The sequence below is a fragment of the Acetobacter sp. genome, from assembly GCF_022483985.1.
Lineage (GTDB): Bacteria > Pseudomonadota > Alphaproteobacteria > Acetobacterales > Acetobacteraceae > Acetobacter.
This window is the reverse complement of the sequence record NZ_JAKVME010000003.1, coordinates 145,307-166,647: the sequence shown is the minus strand read 5'-3', so window position 1 is coordinate 166,647 and position 21,341 is coordinate 145,307. Positions and strand designations below refer to the sequence as shown.

The 21,341-nt window shown below is 58.2% G+C and carries 13 protein-coding genes and 1 pseudogene; 7 read left to right on the top strand and 7 right to left on the bottom strand.

What is annotated here, in order from left to right; genetic code table 11:
* Positions 1-29: 29 nt before the first annotated feature.
* The 3 genes and pseudogenes from rsmG to mnmE form a co-directional block, all read right to left on the bottom strand.
* Positions 30-629 (bottom strand): 16S rRNA (guanine(527)-N(7))-methyltransferase RsmG, encoded by a 600-nt coding sequence (gene rsmG, locus LKE90_RS14955; RefSeq protein ID WP_291491528.1) that lies wholly within the window; start codon positions 627-629, stop codon positions 30-32.
* Positions 626-2,489 (bottom strand): annotated as a pseudogene (gene mnmG / locus LKE90_RS14950) (tRNA uridine-5-carboxymethylaminomethyl(34) synthesis enzyme MnmG). The gene rsmG and the pseudogene mnmG overlap by 4 nt, the downstream one beginning before the upstream one ends.
* 12 nt (positions 2,490-2,501) lie before the next feature.
* Complete coding sequence (gene mnmE, locus LKE90_RS14945) at positions 2,502-3,836, bottom strand: tRNA uridine-5-carboxymethylaminomethyl(34) synthesis GTPase MnmE (RefSeq protein WP_291491530.1); 1,335 nt, start codon at positions 3,834-3,836, stop codon at positions 2,502-2,504.
* 117 nt (positions 3,837-3,953) lie between these two features.
* Between mnmE and LKE90_RS14940 the strand changes: the two genes are divergently transcribed.
* The 4 genes from LKE90_RS14940 to LKE90_RS14925 all read left to right on the top strand — a co-directional run bounded on the left by LKE90_RS14940 (position 3,954) and on the right by LKE90_RS14925 (position 9,526).
* On the top strand, positions 3,954-4,403 hold the full coding sequence (locus LKE90_RS14940; protein ID WP_291491531.1) for a methylated-DNA--[protein]-cysteine S-methyltransferase: 450 nt from the start codon (positions 3,954-3,956) through the stop codon (positions 4,401-4,403).
* Positions 4,404-4,535: 132 nt separating this feature from the next.
* Entirely contained in the window at positions 4,536-5,435 is a 900-nt protein-coding gene (locus LKE90_RS14935; protein ID WP_291491532.1) for a glycosyltransferase family 2 protein, read from the top strand.
* A 37-nt stretch (positions 5,436-5,472) separates the two neighbouring features.
* On the top strand, positions 5,473-6,342 hold the full coding sequence (locus tag LKE90_RS14930; protein ID WP_291491534.1) for a glycosyltransferase family 2 protein: 870 nt from the start codon (positions 5,473-5,475) through the stop codon (positions 6,340-6,342).
* A 343-nt stretch (positions 6,343-6,685) separates the two neighbouring features.
* Positions 6,686-9,526, top strand: a complete 2,841-nt coding sequence (locus tag LKE90_RS14925; protein WP_291491535.1) for a Hint domain-containing protein — start codon at positions 6,686-6,688, stop codon at positions 9,524-9,526.
* 272 nt (positions 9,527-9,798) lie between these two features.
* Here LKE90_RS14925 and LKE90_RS14920 read toward each other — a convergent pair whose 3' ends face one another.
* Together LKE90_RS14920 and LKE90_RS14915 are read right to left on the bottom strand one after the other, a co-directional pair.
* Positions 9,799-10,764: a glycosyltransferase family 8 protein gene (locus LKE90_RS14920; protein WP_291491536.1), complete on the bottom strand. Its 966-nt coding sequence runs from the start codon at positions 10,762-10,764 to the stop codon at positions 9,799-9,801.
* A gap of 222 nt (positions 10,765-10,986) precedes the next feature.
* Positions 10,987-13,020: a protein-disulfide reductase DsbD family protein gene (locus LKE90_RS14915; RefSeq protein WP_291491537.1), complete on the bottom strand. Its 2,034-nt coding sequence runs from the start codon at positions 13,018-13,020 to the stop codon at positions 10,987-10,989.
* Positions 13,021-13,271: 251 nt separating this feature from the next.
* Between LKE90_RS14915 and hrpB the strand changes: the two genes are divergently transcribed.
* The 3 genes from hrpB to infC all read left to right on the top strand — a co-directional run bounded on the left by hrpB (position 13,272) and on the right by infC (position 17,958).
* Positions 13,272-15,812, top strand: coding sequence for an ATP-dependent helicase HrpB (hrpB, locus tag LKE90_RS14910; protein ID WP_291491572.1), 2,541 nt, complete (start codon positions 13,272-13,274; stop codon positions 15,810-15,812).
* A gap of 118 nt (positions 15,813-15,930) precedes the next feature.
* Positions 15,931-17,178 (top strand): S1C family serine protease, encoded by a 1,248-nt coding sequence (locus LKE90_RS14905; protein ID WP_291500997.1) that lies wholly within the window; start codon positions 15,931-15,933, stop codon positions 17,176-17,178.
* A gap of 258 nt (positions 17,179-17,436) precedes the next feature.
* Positions 17,437-17,958: a translation initiation factor IF-3 gene (infC, locus tag LKE90_RS14900; RefSeq protein WP_291491574.1), complete on the top strand. Its 522-nt coding sequence runs from the start codon at positions 17,437-17,439 to the stop codon at positions 17,956-17,958.
* Positions 17,959-18,478: 520 nt separating this feature from the next.
* Here infC and LKE90_RS14895 read toward each other — a convergent pair.
* Both LKE90_RS14895 and LKE90_RS14890 read right to left on the bottom strand, forming a co-directional pair.
* On the bottom strand, positions 18,479-20,218 hold the full coding sequence (locus tag LKE90_RS14895; RefSeq protein WP_407066051.1) for an ATP-binding protein: 1,740 nt from the start codon (positions 20,216-20,218) through the stop codon (positions 18,479-18,481).
* Between the two features lie 251 nt (positions 20,219-20,469).
* Entirely contained in the window at positions 20,470-21,225 is a 756-nt protein-coding gene (locus LKE90_RS14890; RefSeq protein WP_291491538.1) for a response regulator transcription factor, read from the bottom strand.
* Positions 21,226-21,341: the final 116 nt, after the last annotated feature.

The window sequence follows — 21,341 nt, the reverse complement described above, 5'->3', positions numbered from 1 at the left end:
GTTTCGAAGTTTTCGTATTCTTTCTGGATTCAGACACGCCTGATATCGCTTATTTTCAGAATGGTGCCGCCCGGAGTGCGGCTGGGAATATGCGTGACTGTCATGTGCCAGTCGCGCTCGGCATTGGTCAACTCGTCGGCGGCCTGCTGCCCCTTCAGAAACAGCGCGTAGCCTTTGTCCGCGACAAGTTTTTCCGTCCAGTTGAGAAGCTGGGACAGGTTTGCCAGAGCCCGCGCCGTGACGACCGGAGCGGGTGCTACGTTGGTCGTTTCGATTCTCTGGTTGATGACGGTGGTCCGGCAGCCGGTTGCGCGGCTGGCCTCGCGCAGAAAGGCAGCCTTGCGTCGGTCGGATTCAACGAGCGTCACGTCCGCATCTGCCGCGATGGCGAGGATCAGGCCGGGAAAGCCGCCGCCTGAGCCCAGATCGGTCACGCGGATGCCGCGCTCTATCAAAGGGACGAGTTGCAGGCTGTCGAGAATATGGCGTTCCCATAGGTGCGGAATGTCACCCGGAGAAATCAGATTGATCTTCGCCGTCCATCGGACCAGCAGATCGGCAAAACAGGTCAGGCGCTCCAGTGTTTCACGTGAAACACCGGGGATGGAATCAGGTGCTGTCGGAGTCATGCGGCCTGCCTGATATGCGCGAGAAGAGCGACCAGCGCCGACGGTGTGATCCCCGGGATTCTCTGGGCTGCGGCAAAATTGGTCGGACGCACGCGTTCGAATCGTTCCTTCATTTCCGCGCTCAGGCCGCCGACCTGACCGAAGTCAAAGCTCTCTGGAATGCTGACGGCGCCTTCGGCGTGAAGCTGTCTGATCTCCCGCTCCTGCCGGATCAGATAGCCGCTATAGCGGGCCTCTGTTTCCACATGCAGACGCACACGATGCGGCAGTTCGGCGAACCACGGGGCCAGTCGTCCGGCGATGGACGTGTTTCCGCCCGACGCCATGATTTCAAAGAGAGACCGCCTGCGTCCATCCTGCGAGGCCGCGCCGCCTGCGTGAGCAATATCCGTCGGGAGCCATGTCTCAGCCTTGGCGCGTTCGGTTGCGGCCTGAAGTTCCTCGCTGACTCTTTCGAACTGACGGGCGCGTTCCGTGCCGACACATCCGCAGGCAATGCCGGGAGGGGTAAGGCGCAGATCTGCATTGTCGGCCCGCAGGGTCAGCCGGTATTCCGCCCGCGAAGTGAACATGCGATACGGTTCCGAGACGCCCTGCGTCACAAGGTCATCAATCATGACGCCCAGATAGGCTTCGCTGCGGCTGATGGTCAGCGCATCGCTTCCGGCAGCGCGGCGTGCGGCGTTGATGCCAGCAAGAAGACCCTGCGCTCCGGCTTCTTCATAACCCGTGGTGCCATTGATCTGTCCGGCCATGAAAAGGCCGGGGATCGCTCGAAGTTCCAGAGAGTGAGAAAGCGCTCGCGGATCAATATAGTCATACTCCACAGCATAGCCGGGCCGGACGATCCGTGCCTGTTCCATGCCGGGGATGGTGCGGATCATCTGTTCCTGCACAAAGGGTGGCAGGCTGGTCGAAATGCCGTTGGGATAGACCAGATCGCCGCCCGGATTGCCAGGAAGCGCTTCCGGTTCCAGAAATATCTGATGAGACGTTTTTTCGGCAAAACGGACAACCTTGTCCTCAATGGAAGGGCAGTAGCGTGGACCGCGTCCGGCGATGGCTCCTCCATAAACAGCCGAGAGGTGAATGTGCTCACGGATGATGGCATGAGTCTTTTCGTTGGTCGCCGTGATGCGGCAACTGACCTGTGGATTGGCGATGCGGGTCGTCAGATAGGAAAACGGTTCTGGCTCGGCGTCGCCCTGATCTTCTGGAAGCGCGTCCCAGTCAATGCTGGCGCGGGCGATACGGGCGGGGGGTGCCGGTCTTGAGGCGTCCCATCGGCAGGCCCAGCGCTTCGAGACGCAGACCAAGTGCGTTGGCGGGCAGATCGCCAACGCGTCCGGCTGGCTCGGTCTCATGGCCGAAATGGATAACGCCCCGAAGAAAAGTTCCAGCAGCGATCACGACGGAAGGCGCCATAAAGCGCCGACCATCTTCGCAGAACACTCCAGCAACCTTTTCGTCTAATGTCAGGATCAGATCGCCGACAGCGGCTTCGATAATGGTCAGGTTGTCGGTCGCACGCAGAAGAGCGTGAATCGCACTGCGATAGAGACCTCGATCTGCCTGTGCGCGGGGGCCATGCACGGCAGGCCCTTTGGAGCGGTTCAGAAGCTTGAAGTGGATTCCTGCGGCGTCAGCGGCGCGTCCCATCAACCCGTCGAGTGCGTCGATTTCACGGACCAAATGTCCTTTGCCGATGCCACCGATGGCGGGATTACAGGACATGGCGCCGACAGTATCCATGCGATGCGTGAGAAGAACTGTTTTCGCCCCGCACCGGGCCGCTGCGGCAGCCGCCTCGCAGCCCGCGTGTCCGCCACCGACGACGATGACATCGAACTGCGTTTCCATGATGCTTTCCTCTTACTTCCCGATGCAGAACTGACCGAAGATGGTATCCAGTATATCTTCAACGCCGACTTCGCCAGTCAGTCGACCCAGTGCGCGCATGGCCAGACGCAACTCCTCGCCACGCATTTCCGGCCAGTCCATGCTCAGAGCCGCTTCCAGACTGGTCGAAGCTGCTTCAGCCGCGGCCCTGTGGCGTGCGCGGGTCAGGGGTGGCGGCCCGCTTCCTTGTGTCAGTTTGAGGGCTTCTCTTTCAAGCGTTTTTCGCAGTTCGGGAACGCCGTCACCTGTTTGCAGGCTGATGCCGAGAACCGGGTTCTGGCCCAGTATGGTGGGCGCAGGCGCCAGATCGGTCTTGTTGCAGACGGCCAGTGCCTGAGGAATGACGTCGGGATAGGGCTGGTCCGAGGGAAAGAGTTGCAGGACAAGGTCCGAATGTTCCACGTGAAACATCGCGCGTCGGACTCCCTCCGCTTCGATCGGATCACTCGTCTCGCGCAGGCCCGCTGTATCGACGAACGTGACTTTTACTCCGGCCAGAATGGTGGCGATTTCAATCGTGTCGCGTGTGGTGCCCGCAATGGGTGAGACGATGGCGGCATCCCGTTCGGCCAGATAATTCAGGAGGCTGGATTTTCCTGCGTTGGGTGGCCCGACAATGGAAAAGACAAGGCCGCGACGGATTCGCTCGCCGCGTTCACCGTCCGCGAGATGGTGATGGATTTCGTCGTTGAGCGCCGTGATTTCGCTCAGAAGGGCGCTCTCTATTTCGGGGGGGAGTTCCTCGTCAGGAAAATCGATCAGAGCTTCCTGCTGGGCAAGGACGCCACGCAACCTTTTTGCCCAGCTTTTGTAAAGCGCGCCCAGTGCGCCGTCAGCCTGAGCAAGAGCCTGCCTGCGCTGCGTTTCCGTCTCGGCCTCAATCAGGTCAGCGATGCCTTCGGCTTCCGTCAGATCAACGCGTCCATGCATGAAAGCCCGGCGGGTAAACTCTCCCGGTTCGGCGGGACGTGCTCCTGCCGCCACCAGAGCGTCGGCGACAGCGGAAATGATGGCTGGTCCGGCATGCAAATGAAGTTCGAAACTATCTTCGCCGGTATAGCTGTTGGGACCGGGTGACCAGATGGTGACGGCGTCGTCCAGATGGTCTTCCTGCTGTGCCGCATCGCGCCATATTCTACGAAAAGAGGCTCTGCGTGGTGCGGGCAGTTGCCCGGCAAGGGTGCGGAGTATCTGGTCGCTGCCTGCACCGCTGACCCGCATGATGGCAATGGCTCCGCGTCCTGCTCCGGTGGCAAGGGCGAAGACCGGCGGCAGGGCATGATGGGCAACTGATGCGTGTGGCGGCATGATATGCAGTATCTCGTTCGAAAATCTTAAGCGAATATTGACGTGAAGCTGATGGGCGCGGACAAGAGGTAGCACGTCCTGTGTGTCTCTGTGTGGCCTTCCTGTCGGAGTTGTCTCATGCCCCAGTTATCCCTGCATTCTCCTCTGGGGCCTCTTACGATAACGGAAGAAGACGGGGCGATCATCGCTCTGGACTGGGGATGGGGGCGGGATCAGACCGAAACACCTCTGCTGTGCGAAGTGCGGGACTGGCTGGATCAGTGGTTTGATAAGCCGACAGAAACATTTCCCTACCCGATGAAGCCGTGGGGTACGGATTACCAGAAAAAGGTCTGGGCTGCTCTATGTGAGATTCCTCTCGGCGAGACCCGGACCTACAAGCAGATAGCACAGCAGGTCGGCGGTTCGCCCCGTTCTGTCGGGCAGGCTGTGGGACGAAACCCTGTGCCGATCCTGATCCCCTGTCATCGTGTCGTGGCGGTACACGGTCTGGGTGGCTATTCCGGCGATGGTGGTCTGGACGACAAGGTGTGGCTGCTGGAATTTGAAGGTGTGTCCCTGCCTTGAGCCTCTGAGGGAGGCGGGGTTGTCCTGTTTGAAAGCAGCAGGACGGAACAGGTTTGTTGTCTGGAGCAAATGCTTCTGACGTTGACGGAATGATGTTGGTCCCGTCAGGCAGTTTTGAAAAGAGGACAGATTATGACGGGTCTTCCGGACGAGCCGAAAGTCATTGTGGGTTTGGCGACTTCGGGCCGTGCGTCGGTTCTGGCGTCACTTGTCAGGGAATTGAACCGGCAGAGCGTAAGGCCGGACAGGATTGTGATCTGTCATAAAAGCCCGACTGATATTGAAGGTGTCACAGCCGGACTTGTGCCGGGATGTGATCTTGTCCTGCTTCAGGGCGGTCGTGGTCTGCCTGCGCAAAGAAACGTCATTCTGGATCACGCCCGGGACGCGGATGTCGTGCTGTTTCTTGATGATGATTTTTTTCCGAGACATGATTATCTTGAGAATATGCTGGCTGTTTTCAAAAATGACAGTCACATAGCCGGTATGACCGGCAGGGTTCTGGAAGATGGCGCGGTCGGTCCCGGACTGACGGTGGAGCACGCTCTCGCTGTTCTGGCGAAGTCGTCGGCATCGCAGGACAATACGGTTGTCGATGTCTTCAATACCTACGGCTGCAACATGGCTTTCCGTCTGGACGTGGTCAGGCGCACAGGCATCCGTTTTGATGAACGTCTGCCTCTGTATGCCTGGTATGAAGATATTGATTTCTCAAGGCGCATTCTGCCCTACGGTCGTATCGTCCGTGGGGAGGCCGCTCAGGGTGTTCATCTGGGTAGTAAAAAAGGAAAAACATCCGGCCTGCGCCTGGGATATTCCCAGATCGTCAATCCGCTGTACCTTGCCCGCAAGGGATCGTATCTCTGGGGACATGCTTTCCGGAGCGCCGGACGTCATACGCTGATCAATATTGTCAGAAGCTTTCGTCCGGAACCGTGGGTCGACCGGAAAGGGCGCATGAAGGGAAACTGGCTTGCGTGGAGAGATGTGCTGCGCGGACGTCTCCGTCCCGAGCATATTCTGGATCTATAAGCAGGCTGTTTTCGGCGTGAAATGAAGTGGTAGGCTGATGCGTTTCTCCCTTGTAATCCCGACTCTCGACCGTCCCGGGGATGTGAGGGCGTTTCTGGATGCTCTGACCCGACAGACGTTCCACGACCTTGAGGTTATTCTGGTCGATCAGAGTGGCGGCGATATCTATGATTCTGTCGTCGCGGACTTTTCGAAAGTCCTGCCTGTCCGGCATATCCGGATCGATGTCCGGAAATGCCGCTATGCCTGTATCGTCGGCGCGTCCCATGCGACAGGAGACATCATCGCTTTTCCCGACGATGACTGCCTTTATCTTCCGGATACGCTGGAACAGGTCGATGCCAGTTTCAGGAAAAATCCCTCTTTGGGGCTGCTGACCGGCGTGGTGTTGAATCAGCACGGGCGTCCTTCGCAGATGGGGCGATGGCTGACTACCAGCGCCAGGCTGAATGAAAACAACATCTGGACGGGTCTTGTGGAGTTCAACATGTTCATCCGTCGAGCCGCGTATGAGGCCGTAGGCGGGTTTGACGCCAACATGGGGCCGGGTTGCCGATTCGTTGCCGCAGAGGGACAGGACCTAGGGTTGCGGTTACTGGCGCACGGCGTGGGGGGATATTTCGATACGCGGCTTCAGGTGGTGCATCCGGACAAACCGACAGGCGTCAATCTGATGCGCGCCAGAAGCTACGCGAGGGGCATGGGATACGCGTTACGCAAAAATGCTGCTCCGTGGAGTGTTCTTCTAAAATTTGTGGTCAGGCCGGTTGGAGGAATTTTCTTCAATATCCTAAAAGGCGACCGGAACGCTATGCTTTATCACGCGTATGTACTGCTGGGACGAATTGAAGGATATTATTCGTCTGCGGCAAGGCTGGCGGCAAAAATGCTTGGGAAACGGGCCTGAAGACCTGAAAAAATTCAGCCTCAATCGTCTCAAATAGGCGTATTTGTTTAATTATAAATAAATTGTTCCAATAACAATATTTATATTTAAAATTATATAAAAATATATAAATATAATAGTAAAATATTTTTCTATAATTTAAATAAAAGCAATTTAAAAACAAAACCTTAGATATTAGGTCTATTTTTTGCATGTTATTAGTTTGAAGTAGGTTAACATTTAGTATAGGCGTGTATCAAAAGGCATCTTCTATCATTTTATTCTGCGTATATCCTGCTGTTTCTCAGTGAAGGATGTGCGCGAATGTCCGGTTCCCGGCCGGCTTTCAGCGAACGAGGTCCGCATGGCTACAACATATTGGAATGGGTCAACGTCGGACGATTTTTTCGATCCCACGAACTGGTCGAATGAGGATCTGCCACAGAGCCACACCTGTCAGGCGGCCTATATCGGTGGCAGCAGCGACAGCGATCGTGGTGTTGCCGTGGCGAATGCCGTGTCCTACGGGCAGATAAGTTCCCTCAGTATCGGTGATTACGGAACGCTGAAAATTACGGCGGAGGCCTCATCGAATGACGCGGGAAATGTTTTCGCGACATACGGAATGGAGATTGCGCCGACCGGTGAACTGATCGTCGACACGTCGTCCAAGGTGGAACTGGGTCTTTACACCCAGAATCGTGGCGGCACGATTACGATCATGAATAATCCTGGCAATGTCGTCCTTGATGGGAACAGCCTGAACGGCAATGGCACGCTCAACCTGATCAACTCAACGCTGGGTAGCCCGGACGCGCCGATCCATGTCCCGGATATGGATATTACGCTCCAGAGTGGCAGCACGCTGTATACGGGCTGGAATGCGACCGGAAGTTCAATCACGTTTGATCCATCCACGAACAATACGGTTGTTCTGGATGCAAATGATTCGACGGTTTCGACAGCGATTTACGGTGTTTCAGAAAACGCGCATTTTGCAATCAACGGCACTGATGGCGTTACGCCTGCCAGCGTCAATGTCGCAGCGAACGGTGATGGCTCATACAGCTACACCATCTCTTTCACCAATGGGCACTCTCTGACTCTGTCCGACATCGTGCCGGCTGACGGGTTTGTTCCCGGTTCAGTGTCGTTCAGCAAGGATGCCTCTGGCGACTGGCTGTTTACGGAACAGAATGCAAGTTCCGTTACGCCAGACTATGCGTCCACAGCACAGCACACTCAGCTTCAGGCCGTTGTTACACACGCTGACAGCGTCGGTTCCGGAACGGCTTCGGCGACCGATGGCTACACAAACCATTCAGCGGTAGCCACGGATACTTTCATAGGCACGGGTACGGAAAGCAACCCGGCGAGCTGGTCTGACAGCAGTAACTGGTCTCAGGGCGACATCCCGCAGTCAAACAGCTGCTTTCACGCGTCTTTGTCTGGATCAGACACTGATCCGCTCTATATCGTCGCTGATCAGCCGAATGTGGGACAGTTCGTCAGCCTTTCGGTCAATCCGAATGCGACACTGACCGTTACGGCGAACAATCCCCAGAATCCGAACAGTTATGTGTTCTCGACGGCGGGTTTCGAAGTGCGTGGCAACGGTGTGCTGAATATCGACACACCGGCGAAAGTCGAACTGGGCGGTGTCAGCGCCATGGACGGCACGCTGAACATTACAGGTAATGATGGAAATGTCGTTTTCGACAGCAGCCATCTTGCCGGTGGTGGGACGCTGAATCTGTCGAACTCCACACTGGGCACCCAGGCCAACTCGGTGATGGTCGATCTGCCGTCTATCAATCTGGCGGATGACAGCACGTTCTATGCGCGTCTGTATGGCAATACGAGTACGATCAGCTTTGATGACAGCAGCAACACACTTGTTCTGGCTGGTGACACGAAACAGATCGACACGACTTTTGTCGGGGTTAACGCAAACACGCACTTTGCCATTGACGCGGATCTGAATGCTCAGCCAACGGCCGCCGTTTATACGAAAAACGGTGATGGCAGCTACTCGCTGGCGATCACGCTGGATAACGGCCAGACCTACACGCTGTCTCATATCGAAACGGCTGACGGCTTTGTGCCGGGTTCTTCAACATTCTCCAAGGATGCAGCGGGCGACTGGCTGATCAACACGGTCGCGACGGATGTCTGTTTCGTTGAAGGCACACGCATTCGCACGACACGCGGCGATGTGGCGGTTGAAGACCTGTCCGTCGGTGATGAACTGATCGTTCTCGATGCGCATGAGAGCACACGTCCTGTGGTCTGGGTCGGTTTCCAGAACGCTGCCGTGCGTCCTGAGCTTGATGATGCGGACGCGGGCTATCCTGTCCGTATCCTCAAGAATGCCATTTCCGAGAACGTGCCGTTTGCTGATCTTCTGGTGACGGCCGAGCACAGCTTTCATTTCGAAGGCGGCTTTGTACCGGTCCGGATGCTGGTGAATGGCTCCAGCATTTTCTATGATCGGTCCGTCAGCTCCTATCGCTACTTCCATGTCGAGACAGAGCGCCACAGTATCATTCTTGCTGAAAACACAGCGACGGAAAGCTATCTCGACACAGGAAACCGTCGTTCCTTCACGGGTGGCGCGGTCGTTTCCCTGACCTCACGACGTCTGACATGGGCCGATGCGGCGGCGCCTCTGCTCACCAGCCGTGAGGAGGTCGAGGGCTTGCATCAGCGTATCGCTGCACGCGCAACGGGCGTTCTAGGTCTGACCGCACCTGCCAGAGCGCCACTGACCCGGAAACCGGACTTGTCGTTCCGCACTCTTTCCGGACAGACGCTCCGTCGTCTGGACGAAAAAAATGGCGTAGTCACAGTCGAAGTTCCGGAAAACGTCACGGAAATCCGGATATGCTCACGTGCCGACAGACCGTCTGACATTGTCGGACCGTTTGTTGATGACCGTCGTATGCTGGGTGTTCTCGTGGGGAGTGTGATCCTGCTGGAGGGTGGTTCCTACGGCCGCGCCGTCAACAGCCATCTCGCTGGACAATCTTTTGTCGGCTGGCATGGTGTCGAGGAGAATGCTTCGTTTCGCTGGACCAATGGCGATGCTGTTCTTGATCTCGGCGAGAGAGTGCCGAATACAAAAGCTCTGCTCAAAGTCCAGATTGTAGCGGCAGGGCCTTATCGTCTTGAGACAAATGGACAGACGCTTAGTCTCTGCGCCTGAACGGGTTCTGATGACTGACTGAAAAAGGCCGTAGCGGGTTTCTCTGCTACGGCCTTTTTTATTGTGTTGTGCCAGAGATCTTTCTGCAGACAGAAGGAAAGAGGGTGTTCAATTGATAAGCCTGAAACTATCCTTCTCTGGAAGAAAAAAATCCAAGAAGACTTTTTGTTTTCAGATGGAGAATTCTCCGGGCCATGTCGTTCTTCGATATGACCGGCAGCTTTCAGGCTAGCCATATTTCCAAAAACGGCCTGTGCAGTTTAGGGTGATGATTATTCATCCGTCTTGAAGCCGCTTTTTATATCGGCATTCTGCTCATAAGCGAGAATACGCTGCATACGCTCGCCTGACCATTCCCGCCTCTCCAGCCAGCGCTTGTATCTTTGCTGTAGCGTATAGCGCAGCAACCGCGTTGGGCTCATACGTTTTCTGTAGGAGGCGAGTTCAGGAAAGGCGCCGATGATTTCATTGTAAGGTGATGACGCTGTTACGTCCCATGGAGGGAGGTTGGCATCCCATGGTTTCGGGGATGACATGAAGTGATAGATACAGGGCGCAATGATAGGATCGAGACTGATATTTCTGAAGAAGATCGGAAAATTCCAGGAAAAAGACATCGTAAGACGATGGGGAAGTCCAACCAGATTGAGAACATCCTGATCAAGATAGCTGGGTTTAGGTTGAAGGGAACCGAATTTTTTCCATGCTTCCCGCCCGATGCGTCCCCATCCGGCGCGATCGGCGTAAATGACACCGGCATTGAAATACTGTTTCGCATCTCTGTCAGAAAACCCGAGTGAAGAACAATGCTTCTGGAAAGAGCGTGCTATCTGGTCATCATCGCCCAAGGTAAAACTCATGGGGTCCGTCACGGCTGCGAATGTTCCGGTGGCAAGGGGTTGATTCAGAAGACGGTCGAGATCACCCCGGATTTGCGTGTCTCCATCGACATAAAGAAATCGTTTGTAAAAACTGGGTAAAAGATCATCGAGAAACAGACGCGCTAGTGTGGTAGCTGGTGCATGGTCGATATCGCTGGCAGTATAGCAGAGAAAGACAATGTCATTTTTCTTGCAGAGTTTAGAAAAATTTTTTTGTAATTCAGGGTCTATATCAATTCCGATCAGTAGGATATCGGTGAGATTCCTGTTGGTATTGCGTCTCGCCTGTAGGGCGCTGACGAAACTCGGAAACAGGTAACCGACGTCGGACGTGTAGCAGATACAGACTTCAGGCATGGAAACTCCCAACGGACGACAGCACAGCTTTTGTTTTTTTCTAAATACCGTTTTCTATCCTGAAAATATGCTCAGGTAGATATGATTATCAAACATATAAAATGTTATTTCACAATAATTTATTCAGAATGGCCAAAATTTTTTGAATGTATGAAAACGAATCAGATCATATTTTAATTGGTTCTTTTTGAAAATAACTTGAACTTATAAATAAGCTCCCAATCACTTCTTTTCGACCGCCTGCACGACCATGTCTGGTGTCAGAACCTGTGGCAGGATGCGTCCTTCTTCATACGGCGGGTAATAAACATAGAGCGGCACGCCATCGCGGCCATGATCGCGCAGAAAGGCCGTGATGGTCGCATTTCTGCTGGTCCAGTCACCCTTCATGAAAACAATCCCGTTCAGGGCGAAACTTTTCTGAACAGTGGAGCTTTCGAGCGCCACATGATCGTTGACGAGACATGTGATGCACCATGCTGCCGTCATGTCTACAAAAACAGGCTTTCCCTCCTGCCTCAAGGCCGCGAGACGTTCCGGCGAAAACGCCGTTCCTGCATCCGTCTCTGTGCCTGAAGCGTGCGCGGGCATTTCGGACGGTGATGGCAGAAGAAGGAGCAATCCGGTCGGTGACAGGGCGATGAGAACCGCCGCAAGCATGAGGAGGCGGGACCTGAAAGGGGAGACCGTCCGGGAAAGGGTCATGAGCCAGCCGCTGAAACCCAGTGTCAGAAGTCCCGCGCAGCCGATCGCCACAAGATTGCCGCCACCCTGCTGCGCCAGAATCCAGATCAGCCAGATGCAGGTTGCAAACAGGGGAAAAGCCAGAACCTGTCGGAAGATATCCATCCAGCGGCCGGGGCGGGGCAGAAATCGTCCCGCATTCGGAACAAGGGTAAGCGCCAGATAGGGGCTGGCCAGTCCAAGGCCCATCGCCAGAAAAATACCCAGCGCCATCAGGGGAGGGGCGGCCAGCGCGCCTGCAATGGCCGCTCCCATGAAAGGTGCAGTGCAGGGGGTCGCCACAAGAACGGCCAGCAATCCGGTCAGGAAATCACCGGTCAGCCCCCGATGCCGGGTCAGGAAGGATTGTCCGGCGCTGACGACAGGCAATTCAAATAGACCAAGCTGGCCCAGTCCGACGGCAAACAGAAACCAGCAGATTCCGGCGACAAATACAGGTGACTGGAACTGGAAGCCCCATCCGGTCGATAGTCCGGCATGACGCACAGCCAGCATCAGAGCGCCAAGACATCCGAACGTCGCCAGCACACCAGCCGTATAGGCAAGCCCGCTCTGAAAATGCTGCCGGTCGTCATGAAGACGTGCAATCGCCAGCGCTTTCATGGCCAGAACCGGAAAGACGCAGGGCATCAGGTTCAGGATGAGGCCGCCAAGAAAGGCGAAGACGACGAGCGCCAGCCAGCCGGTTTCCGGCACAGGGTTCGAAGCAGTTGCAACAGGTGTGGCGCTGAAGGACAGGACGCTTTTCTCATGCGCCGCATCCTGCAACTCTAGAAGACCGGCAAAGCCTTTTCCCCCGGCGAATCCTTCCTCCGGCTTCAGACGAAGCGTCATTCGATCCTGATCGATGGTCAGAGCCTGTGGAGCGACCTGATCAATGCGTCCGGCGACATCAGGAATGACCCATGCCTGCTGCACGGCCTGTGGTGACAGGCCGTTTCCTCGCACCGTCAACAGACCGTCAGGTGTGATGGTTGTTTGAAAAGGAGAAGGGCGTGGCTGCTGTTCCGCCGCGTGCCTGAACAAAGGAGACTGCTCCGAGGGTGTGGTTGCTCCCGTTGGCAGATTAAGACTGAAATCGGCCTGCTCGGGCACACAGACGGCGGCACAGACCAGCCAGTCCGCGTGAGCGCTCAGGGCCACGGTCTGCCCATGTGTGTCGCCGGTCTGGGGTGTGACTGTAACCGGCAGAAGCACATCGCCGGTATAGCCGTACGACATCAGCGGACCTTCCGGCAGACGTTCCGGCGCGGGCCACTCGATGGCGTCTGCCTTGCCGGAAAGATGGCCAGACAGCGTGACGGTCAGATTTACCGGCTCTCCCGCGTCACCGGGATTTTTCCAGTAGGTGTGCCATCCTGATTTCAGATGCAGGAGCAGTCCGGCCTTGAAAGGATGCCCTGCTTCGATCCTGTCGCTGTCAGTCACAAGACTGACCGTATCCCGCTCGGTTGTAACCGGCTGGCTTTCAGCCGCGAAAGCGGGAAGGGAAAGGAGCAGTCCGGCAAACACGAGAAGGCTGGAGAACAGGGGGCGGAGAGTGTGCAGGGTCGCGCTCCTGTGGCTGTAGACGGAGGAATGGTCTGTTTACAGCAAACCGACGGTGGCGGGGAGCGACGTTCTGCCGGTATGAGCCCTGCGGCAAGTCCTGAAGAAATTTTTGGCGAGGCTTTTTTCAGAAAGCTTCCGAGACCGCCCACATGGAGCAGACATCTGACACCCGGATGATTGCCCCAGCCCACACCTCCCGCCATAACCGTTGCATGAACGACAGAGCCTCCATCATTGCCTCTCTTCTGAACGCGACGGGAGACGAACTCCCGGTAAGAGCCTGTCTCCCCGCCCTGACCGCGACACTTGAAGCGCAACCCAACGCCGTGCTGGTGGCCCCTCCCGGCGCAGGTAAAACCACGCTCGCCCCACTGGCGCTGCTTGCGGCGACATGGCGCGGCGAGGGCGAGCGGATCATCATGCTTGAACCCAGACGGCTGGCGGCACGGGCGGCGGCGCAGAGGATGGCGTCCCTGCTGGGGGAGAAGGCTGGGGAGACAGTCGGGTTTCGCACACGACTGGAAAGCGCCGTCTCGGAGGCGACCCGCATCGAGGTGGTGACGGAAGGACTCTTCCTGCGCCGCCTGCTGTCCGATCCGACACTGGACGACGTGGCGTGTGTGATCTTCGATGAAATCCACGAGCGGTCTCTGGATGCCGATCTGGCGCTCGCCTTCTGTCTCGATCTCCAGCAGACGCTGCGCCCCGATCTGCGCCTGCTCGCCATGTCGGCGACGGCGGATACGGCGACGCTGTGCGGTCTGATGCAGGCGCCCGTCGTGGAGAGCGAGGGGCGGCAGTTTCCGGTCGAAGTGCGTCATGCGAAGCGTGATCTGACCTCTCCGCGTGATCTGCCGGTGGAAGCCGCCCGCGCCGTGCGCGAGATGCTGGCGGAGCACGAAGGCGATATTCTCGTGTTCCTGCCGGGGACCGGCGAGATCAGACGCGCCATGACGGAGTTGCAGGGTGTGTCGGCCCTCGTTCTGCCCCTGCATGGGGAACTGCCTCCCATTGAACAGGCCCGTGTTCTGACGCCTGAACCGGATGGTCGCCGTCGTGTGATCCTCTCCACCTCCATCGCCGAGACGTCCCTGACCGTGCCCGGCGTGCGGATTGTGATTGACGGCGGTTTTCGCCGGGCTCCGCGTTTTGATCCCGGAGCGGGGCTGGCGCGGCTGGAGACCATGCGCGTCTCCCGTGCGGCGGCGACGCAGCGGTCGGGTCGTGCGGGTCGTGAGGCGCCGGGCTTCAGCCTGCGGCTCTGGACGGAGGCGACCGGACGTGGTTTCGCGCCTCATGACCGTCCGGAAATTCTGGACGCCGATCTATCTGATTTCGTGCTGGCCACCAGTCTCTGGGGTGACGCGATGGGCGGGGAGAGCGCGCTCCGTTTTCCAGACACGCCTCCCGCAGGCGGGATCGCGGCGGCGCGTGAACTGCTCGGTCAGTTGGGTGCTGTGAATGAGGACGGACACCCGACGGAACTGGGGCGCAGAATGGCATCGCTTGGCACGCATCCCCGTCTGGCGGCGATAATGGTGGCTGCCCGCAATCCGACCGAAGCGGCGCTGGCGGCCGATCTGGCGGCATTGCTTGAGGAACGCGACCCGCTCCGTCCCAGAGCGGGTGGCCGTGCCGGTGGGCCGCCACCCGTGCCACCGGCGGACCTGTCGCTCCGTCTGGACCTGATTGCCGGAGGTGATCATCCGGATGCCGACCGGGGGGCTCTGGCGCGGATCAGGCAGGCGGCTGGTCAGTTCAGGCGTCGCCTCCGTCTGCCTGCGCACACACCTGCATCGGGCGATGTCGCGGCCCTCGTCGCGGCGGGATTTCCCGATCGTATCGCGCAGGCCCGTGGAGAGCCGGGAAGCTACCGTCTGTCAGGTGGCGGGAGTGCTCGCATCAGCAAGGCGTACAGGCTGGGTGAAGGGAAGCTGCTGGCTGTGGCGTCCCTGTTCCTGCGGAAAAGCGCCGAGATCAGGCTCGCCGCGCCGCTCGATCCGAACAACCTGCCGCAGGCGCTGCTGGACAGGGCGACCGAGCAGGTGGAAACGGCGCTCGATTCGACCACCGGCTCGATTATCGCACGCCGCCGACTGCGAGTGGGCGCACTGGTCCTGCGGGATCGAACCGAAACGGTTCGCTGTGAAGACGCTTCCGGGTTGCTGCTGGCGCAGGTGGCGTCTTCTCTCGACACGATCCTGAGATGGACGGAGGCGGCCAGACAGTTTCAGGCGCGTATCATTGTTTCACGGGAAACACTCGGCCGGACCGATCTCCCGGACCTGTCCGATGAAGCGCTTGCCGCTTCGGTCTCGGAATGGCTGACGCCCTGGCTGGCTGGCGTGACGACGCTGACCGCGCTGAAGGAACTCGATCTTCTGGCGATTCTGCGCGGTCGTCTGCCTCATGCGGAACTGGTCGCTCTGGACCGGGAACTGCCGACCGAACTGACCCTGAAAGGTGGGCGTGTGAAGGTGGACTATACCGAGCCGGTGCCGGTCGCGGCGGCGCGTGCACAGGTCTTTTACGGCACCACGGAGACGCCCCGTCTGGCGGGAGGCCGGGTGCCGCTGCGGCTGGCCCTGCTGTCTCCCGCCGGACGCCCGCAGGCTCTGACGGCGGATCTGGCGTCTTTCTGGTCGAATGGATGGCTGGATATGCGCCGTGATATGCGGGGGCGATATCCGCGCCATGACTGGCCGGAGAACCCGGCGGTGGCGACACCGCCCGAGCCACGAAAAAGACACTAAGGCGCGGCATCCGTGCCACAGTGTGACATAAATTATTAGCGGTACTGTATTATTGGAATTGTATTCACGTTTCGTTTATCTCGGCGCATGAGGATGTGATGAAGATGCTGAACGCATAATGACCGGACTATTATCCTGCTTTCGGCCTTCCTGCCTCCGTCGCGATTGGCTTTGGAGGGGGTTCACCCTGCCAGGCAAAGACCGCTTTGCCCTCTCCCTGCTATCCGCAGGTCTGCTGGCCGGACAGGGATTTGAAGTCCACCCGGCCCATGCCGACGGTGCGACGCCCCCGACTGCTCCCATCGTCAGTTCAGCAATCAGCTCCGTGGCAAACGATGACACGACGGCCGCAATGGGTGTCGCACGTCCTCTGACCTTTGCGCCTCTGGTCAGAAAGGTGGGGCCCGCCGTCGTCAACATCGCCGTGACGCGGGATATCAATCCGTCCAGCAGCAAACGTCTGCACGTCCTGCCGGACGTCAAGGGAACTCCGCTGGAGCGCCGGTTCCGGGAGCGCCTGCGGCGGCACGGCGAGGAGATGCTTGGAGCGGGGTCCGGCTTCATCATCGACCCGTCAGGCATCATCGTGACCAATAATCATGTCGTGGGCGACGCCTCGAACATCACTGTGTCCCTGTCCAACGGTCGCGAGCTTCCGGCGCGTGTCCTCGGTGTGGATGATCTGACCGATATCGCCGTCATCAAGGTCGAGAGTCCGGTGCCGCTGCCATATGTGAAGTGGGGCGAGAGTCGGCAGGTGCAGGTTGGTGACTGGATCATGGCGGCGGGAAATCCGTTCGGCCTGGGGTCATCCATCACGGCGGGGATCGTGTCGGCGCGTGGGCGTGACATCGGCGCAAGTCCGTTCGATGACTTCCTGCAACTCGATGCGCCGATCAATCCCGGTAATTCCGGAGGCCCGACCTTCAACATGCAGGGTGAGGTCATCGCCATCAACACCGCCATCGTGTCGCCCACAGGCGGCTCGGTCGGCATCGGCTTCTCCATTCCTTCCGAGCTTGTGATTCCGGTGGTCGAAGCCTTGCGGGCGAGCGGACATATCGAGCGCGGATGGCTGGGTGTCACGCTTGAGGATGCGGAGGGACAGGACGGGGCAAGGGTCGTTGACGCCGACAAGGGCGGAGCGGCCCAGCTTGCCGGCCTCAGGAAGAACGATTTCATTATTACGGTGGGCGCCGAGCATGTGGAAAACGCCCGTACCCTGATCCGTATCATCGCGGCCACAAAGCCGGGAACAACGCTGCCCCTGACCGTAAGACGCAAGGCTGTCGTGCTGACAATGCAGGTGTCTGTCGGGACGCGGCCTGTCGATGATGATCGTGAGAGCGACGGCGATGATCAGTGATATTGTCAGGAGAAATCCGGATTTCTCTCGTGGGGACTGTCTGATGGCCGCTGTCATGACGCGGCTTCGGGATGTCGCGCAGTGTGGTGATCAGTCCTCACTGTGATGAGTATAAATCAAATAAGGCGTGAACACTTGATCTTGACGGTTCCCGTACGCACATAATGCGACTATATGTTGGCAGGAATTCGGGAGCCCGATGGGCTGCCGCGCTTTATGCCGTCACGTTGACAGGAGCTTACCATACCAAGACCACCCATCCCCACCCCGCCTAATCGCGAGGGGCCCCGCGTAAACGAAGAGATCCGCATTCCTCAGGTCCGTCTGATTGACGAGGAAGGCGAAATGCAGGGCGTGATGACGACACGTGAGGCTCTGGCCCGTGCTTATGGCGTCGGACTGGATCTTCTGGAAATCAGCCCGAACGCCGAGCCGCCGGTCTGCAAGATACTTGATTACGGCAAGTACAAGTATGAACAGCAGAAGAAGCGGAACGAAGCGCGGAAGAAGCAGAAGGTCATCGAGATCAAGGAAGTCAAGGTTCGTCCGAACATCGACGAAAATGACTATCAGGTTAAGATGCGCTCCATGAAGTCGTTCATTGGCGATGGTGACAAGGTCAAGGTCACGCTCCGTTTCCGCGGACGCGAGATGGCGCATCAGGATCTTGGCGTGAAGGTTCTGGAGCGTATCCGCACCGAGATGGAAGAGGAAGCCAAGGTCGAGCAGATGCCAAGGCTTGAAAACCGTCAGATGGTTATGGTTCTCGCACCGCGCTGATCCGGACGGCTAAAGACAGGGAAAGGGGCGCTGGACAGAACTGTTCAGCGCCCTTTTTTTGTTTTGTAGCTTGTAGAAAGAACCACCGGACACCATGCGCGGGATCAGGGGAGGCGGGTTACCTGATGCTCTGGTTTGTTGTTTTAGCGAGTCTCTTCATCAGGTTAAATGGACTCACTCAAGCACGTGAGGATGCTCGTCAAAACAAAGAGCAGGAGCCTCCGGGGTTATACTGTTGGTATGACTGACTGCCCTTTGCGGAGGTTGACGCGGTCTCGGTCTCTGTCTGCACCCGCAAGGGACCGCAGGCCCTTGACCCCACTTTGTTGTAAATAAACGGTTTCCAAAGGCGCGCCTTTGGCGGGGTCCGGGGCAGCGCCCCCTCACTTTTCCCGGCGGGAAGAAGCAGCCAGAAAGGCGTGGTCCGAGATAACCTGATCGCAGAAGATTCTATGGGGTAAGGTAACCGTCCGAAACGTTGTCGCGACACACAAGCGAACGCTCATCGGATACTTTCCTCTCAAGTGTTCGAAGGTCTTGTTTCCGGTGGAGGCGGGAGCCGCCGATCGGGTTTTGCGTGGCCGATCGACTCTCCCCCATGTTCACGGCTGGTCGAAGTCTCGGATTGGGGGAGGTGGATCACAAAGCGGGCGCCCAGCACCCTGCCTGTGGAATCCATCCGGTTTTCCGCCCGGATGGTGCCTTTAAGCGCCTGAATGATCTGTCTGCTGATGGAAAGACCAAGGCCGGAATGCTGGCCGAAATGTTCCGATTTCGGACGCTCGGAATAGAAGCGGTTAAAGACGGAATCCAGCTTCGAAGCCGGAATGCCCGGTCCCTCATCAGAGACCGACAGTTCCACAAAAGGCCCGGCCGCGTGAGCGTCCAGCCAGATGTGGCCATTGGGCGGCGAGAAGGAAATGGCGTTGCCGATCAGATTGCGGAGGACCTGCACAAGCCGGTCCTCGACCGCCAGAGCCCGGAGCGGATGCGCGGACGTGTCATCCTGAACACTCACGCTGATCTCAGGCTGTTCAGGTTTGCGGGTGGACTGATGAATCTCGGCGAGAAGGGCGAGCAGTGGCCCTACCGCCACAGGCGTTGCGCGGGCGCGTGAGAGTTCAGCATCCAGTCGGCTGGCGTCAGAGATATCGGTAATCAGCCGATCAAGCCTTCGGACATCTTCCGCGATGATGGTCAGAAGCCGCCGCTGGCGTTCTACATCGTCGATGCGGAGAAGCGTCTCAATGGCTGAGCGGATGGATGTCAGCGGGTTCTTGATCTCGTGGGACACATCGGCCGCGAAGCGCTCGATCGCATCCATGCGTGTCCACAGGGCCTGTGTGCTGTCCTGAAGCGCCCGGGCAAGATCGCCGATCTCATCGCTGCGGCCCAGCAGGCTGCTGGGCACGGTGCCGGAACGTCCCGAGCTTTCCCGCATGATATGCGCGGAGGCGGCGAGGCGCAGCAGAGGGCGCGCGATGGTCAGCGACAGATACCACGAGAGCAGGACCATGATCGCCATGGCCAGCAGGAAAAGCGACAGGATGGAGGAACGGATTTTGAAGAGCGATGTGTCAATCGTCTCACCCGTTCGGGTCAGTTGCAGAATGCCGACAGTCTGTCCGTCATGAATGACCGGCTCGGCGATGGTGATGACCAGCGTGTGGTTTTCCGTCCGGCGGATGTAGGGCGGCGTTTCACCATCGTCGAATGAGTGGTCGTTTGATGGGGGAGCGTTCTGGTGGTGGGGATGGCCGTCATCCTTCAGGGGACCATCATCCACGCCGCCGACGAGAAAATTCATCACGGATTGCAGGATGCCGGGATGGGGCGGGGAAACGGCGGTGTTTTCCTGCGACGGAACCTTCTCCACATCCGCCGCCGACGGCAGCAATGGATTGCCTGCAATGTGGTGCGCCAGCTTTTCCTGCTGGCTGTCGGCGATCAGTTGCCCGTCAGGTGAATAGACACGTGCATCGGCTCTGGGGCTGGGCTCTGTGAGACGCAGCAGGAGCGGGCGCGTCAGGCCGGGTTCGAGGGTGTAGGCCTCGGCGGGAAGGGCCGGGTCGCGCCGTGAACGGCTGACCGGATTCTGGGTGACGGCGCTCTGGCCGAGAGCGCCGGCATAGATGCGCGCCTGTTCCCGCAGCGCACCGACCTCGGCGGATAGCAGGCTGTTCCGGAACTGGTTGAGGAACAGCAGCGTCATGCCGAAAACGGCGAGTGGCAGGATATTGACCAGCAGGATACGCCGCATCAGCGGCGAGATCAGCCGTTTGGGGGTGTCGGCGTCACGCTGTCTGGTGGACAGAAAGGTCGCGGTTCTCAGGAGTGTCCGCCGGCAGAAGGTGAGAGCGTACACGACAGGGGCTGGAAGCTCCGGCTTCGACCGCGTCAGTTTCCTGATCTCGTCCGACAGATGGGTCAGGCTGGCGGGAAGGGAGATCTTCCGGTGAGGACCGCCTTCCGGTGGCGTGATCACCGCTCTTCCCCTGCCTGCCTCATGGCTCAGTCTTCCTTGTAGCGATAGCCGATGCCGTACAGCGTTTCGATCTGGTTGAAGGCGTCATCGACCTGCCGGAATTTTTTCCGCACGCGCTTGATGTGACTGTCGATGGTCCTGTCATCGACATAGATGTTGTCTCCGTAGGCCGCGTCGATCAGCTGGTCGCGGGATTTGACCAGACCGGGGCGGGAGGCAAGCGCCTTGACCAGCAGGAACTCGGTGACCGTCAGAGGTACGTCCGTGCCTTTCCACTGACAGCGGTGACGGGCCTCATCAAGAGTAAGGTCGCCGCGTACCAGCGTGTTGCTGGTGATTTCTCCGGCGGCTTCGGCGCGATTGACATCGTTGCGGCGCAGGAGCGCACGGATGCGCTCGATCAGAAGCCGCTGGGAAAAGGGTTTCGTGATGTAATCGTCCGCGCCCAGCCGCAGCCCCATCAACTGATCGACTTCCTCGTCCTTGGAGGACAGGAAGATGATGGGCAGATTGGAGCGGGCGCGGAGGCGCTGCAGAAGCTCCATGCCGTCCATGCGCGGCATCTTGATGTCAAGCACGGCCAGATCGACCGGGCGGCTGGTCAGATCCTGAAGAGCCTGTTCGCCGTCAATGAAGGTTCTTACGGCGTATCCCTCGGCTTCCAGCGTCATCTGGACAGAGGTCAGGATGTTGCGATCATCATCGACCAGCGCAATCGTCTGTTTTTCTGTCACGAAATCGATTCCCTCCGGGGCGCTGGCGCACCCGTTCTGTGGCTTCATCAAGAGCAAACTGAACCGATGATAGCCGGGTCTGCCTTGTCGGGCTACCGGGGGAAAGCGGCCAGCGTTTTATTTTTAGTATGGTCCGGGGATTAATGCTGGTGAGAAAGATAAAT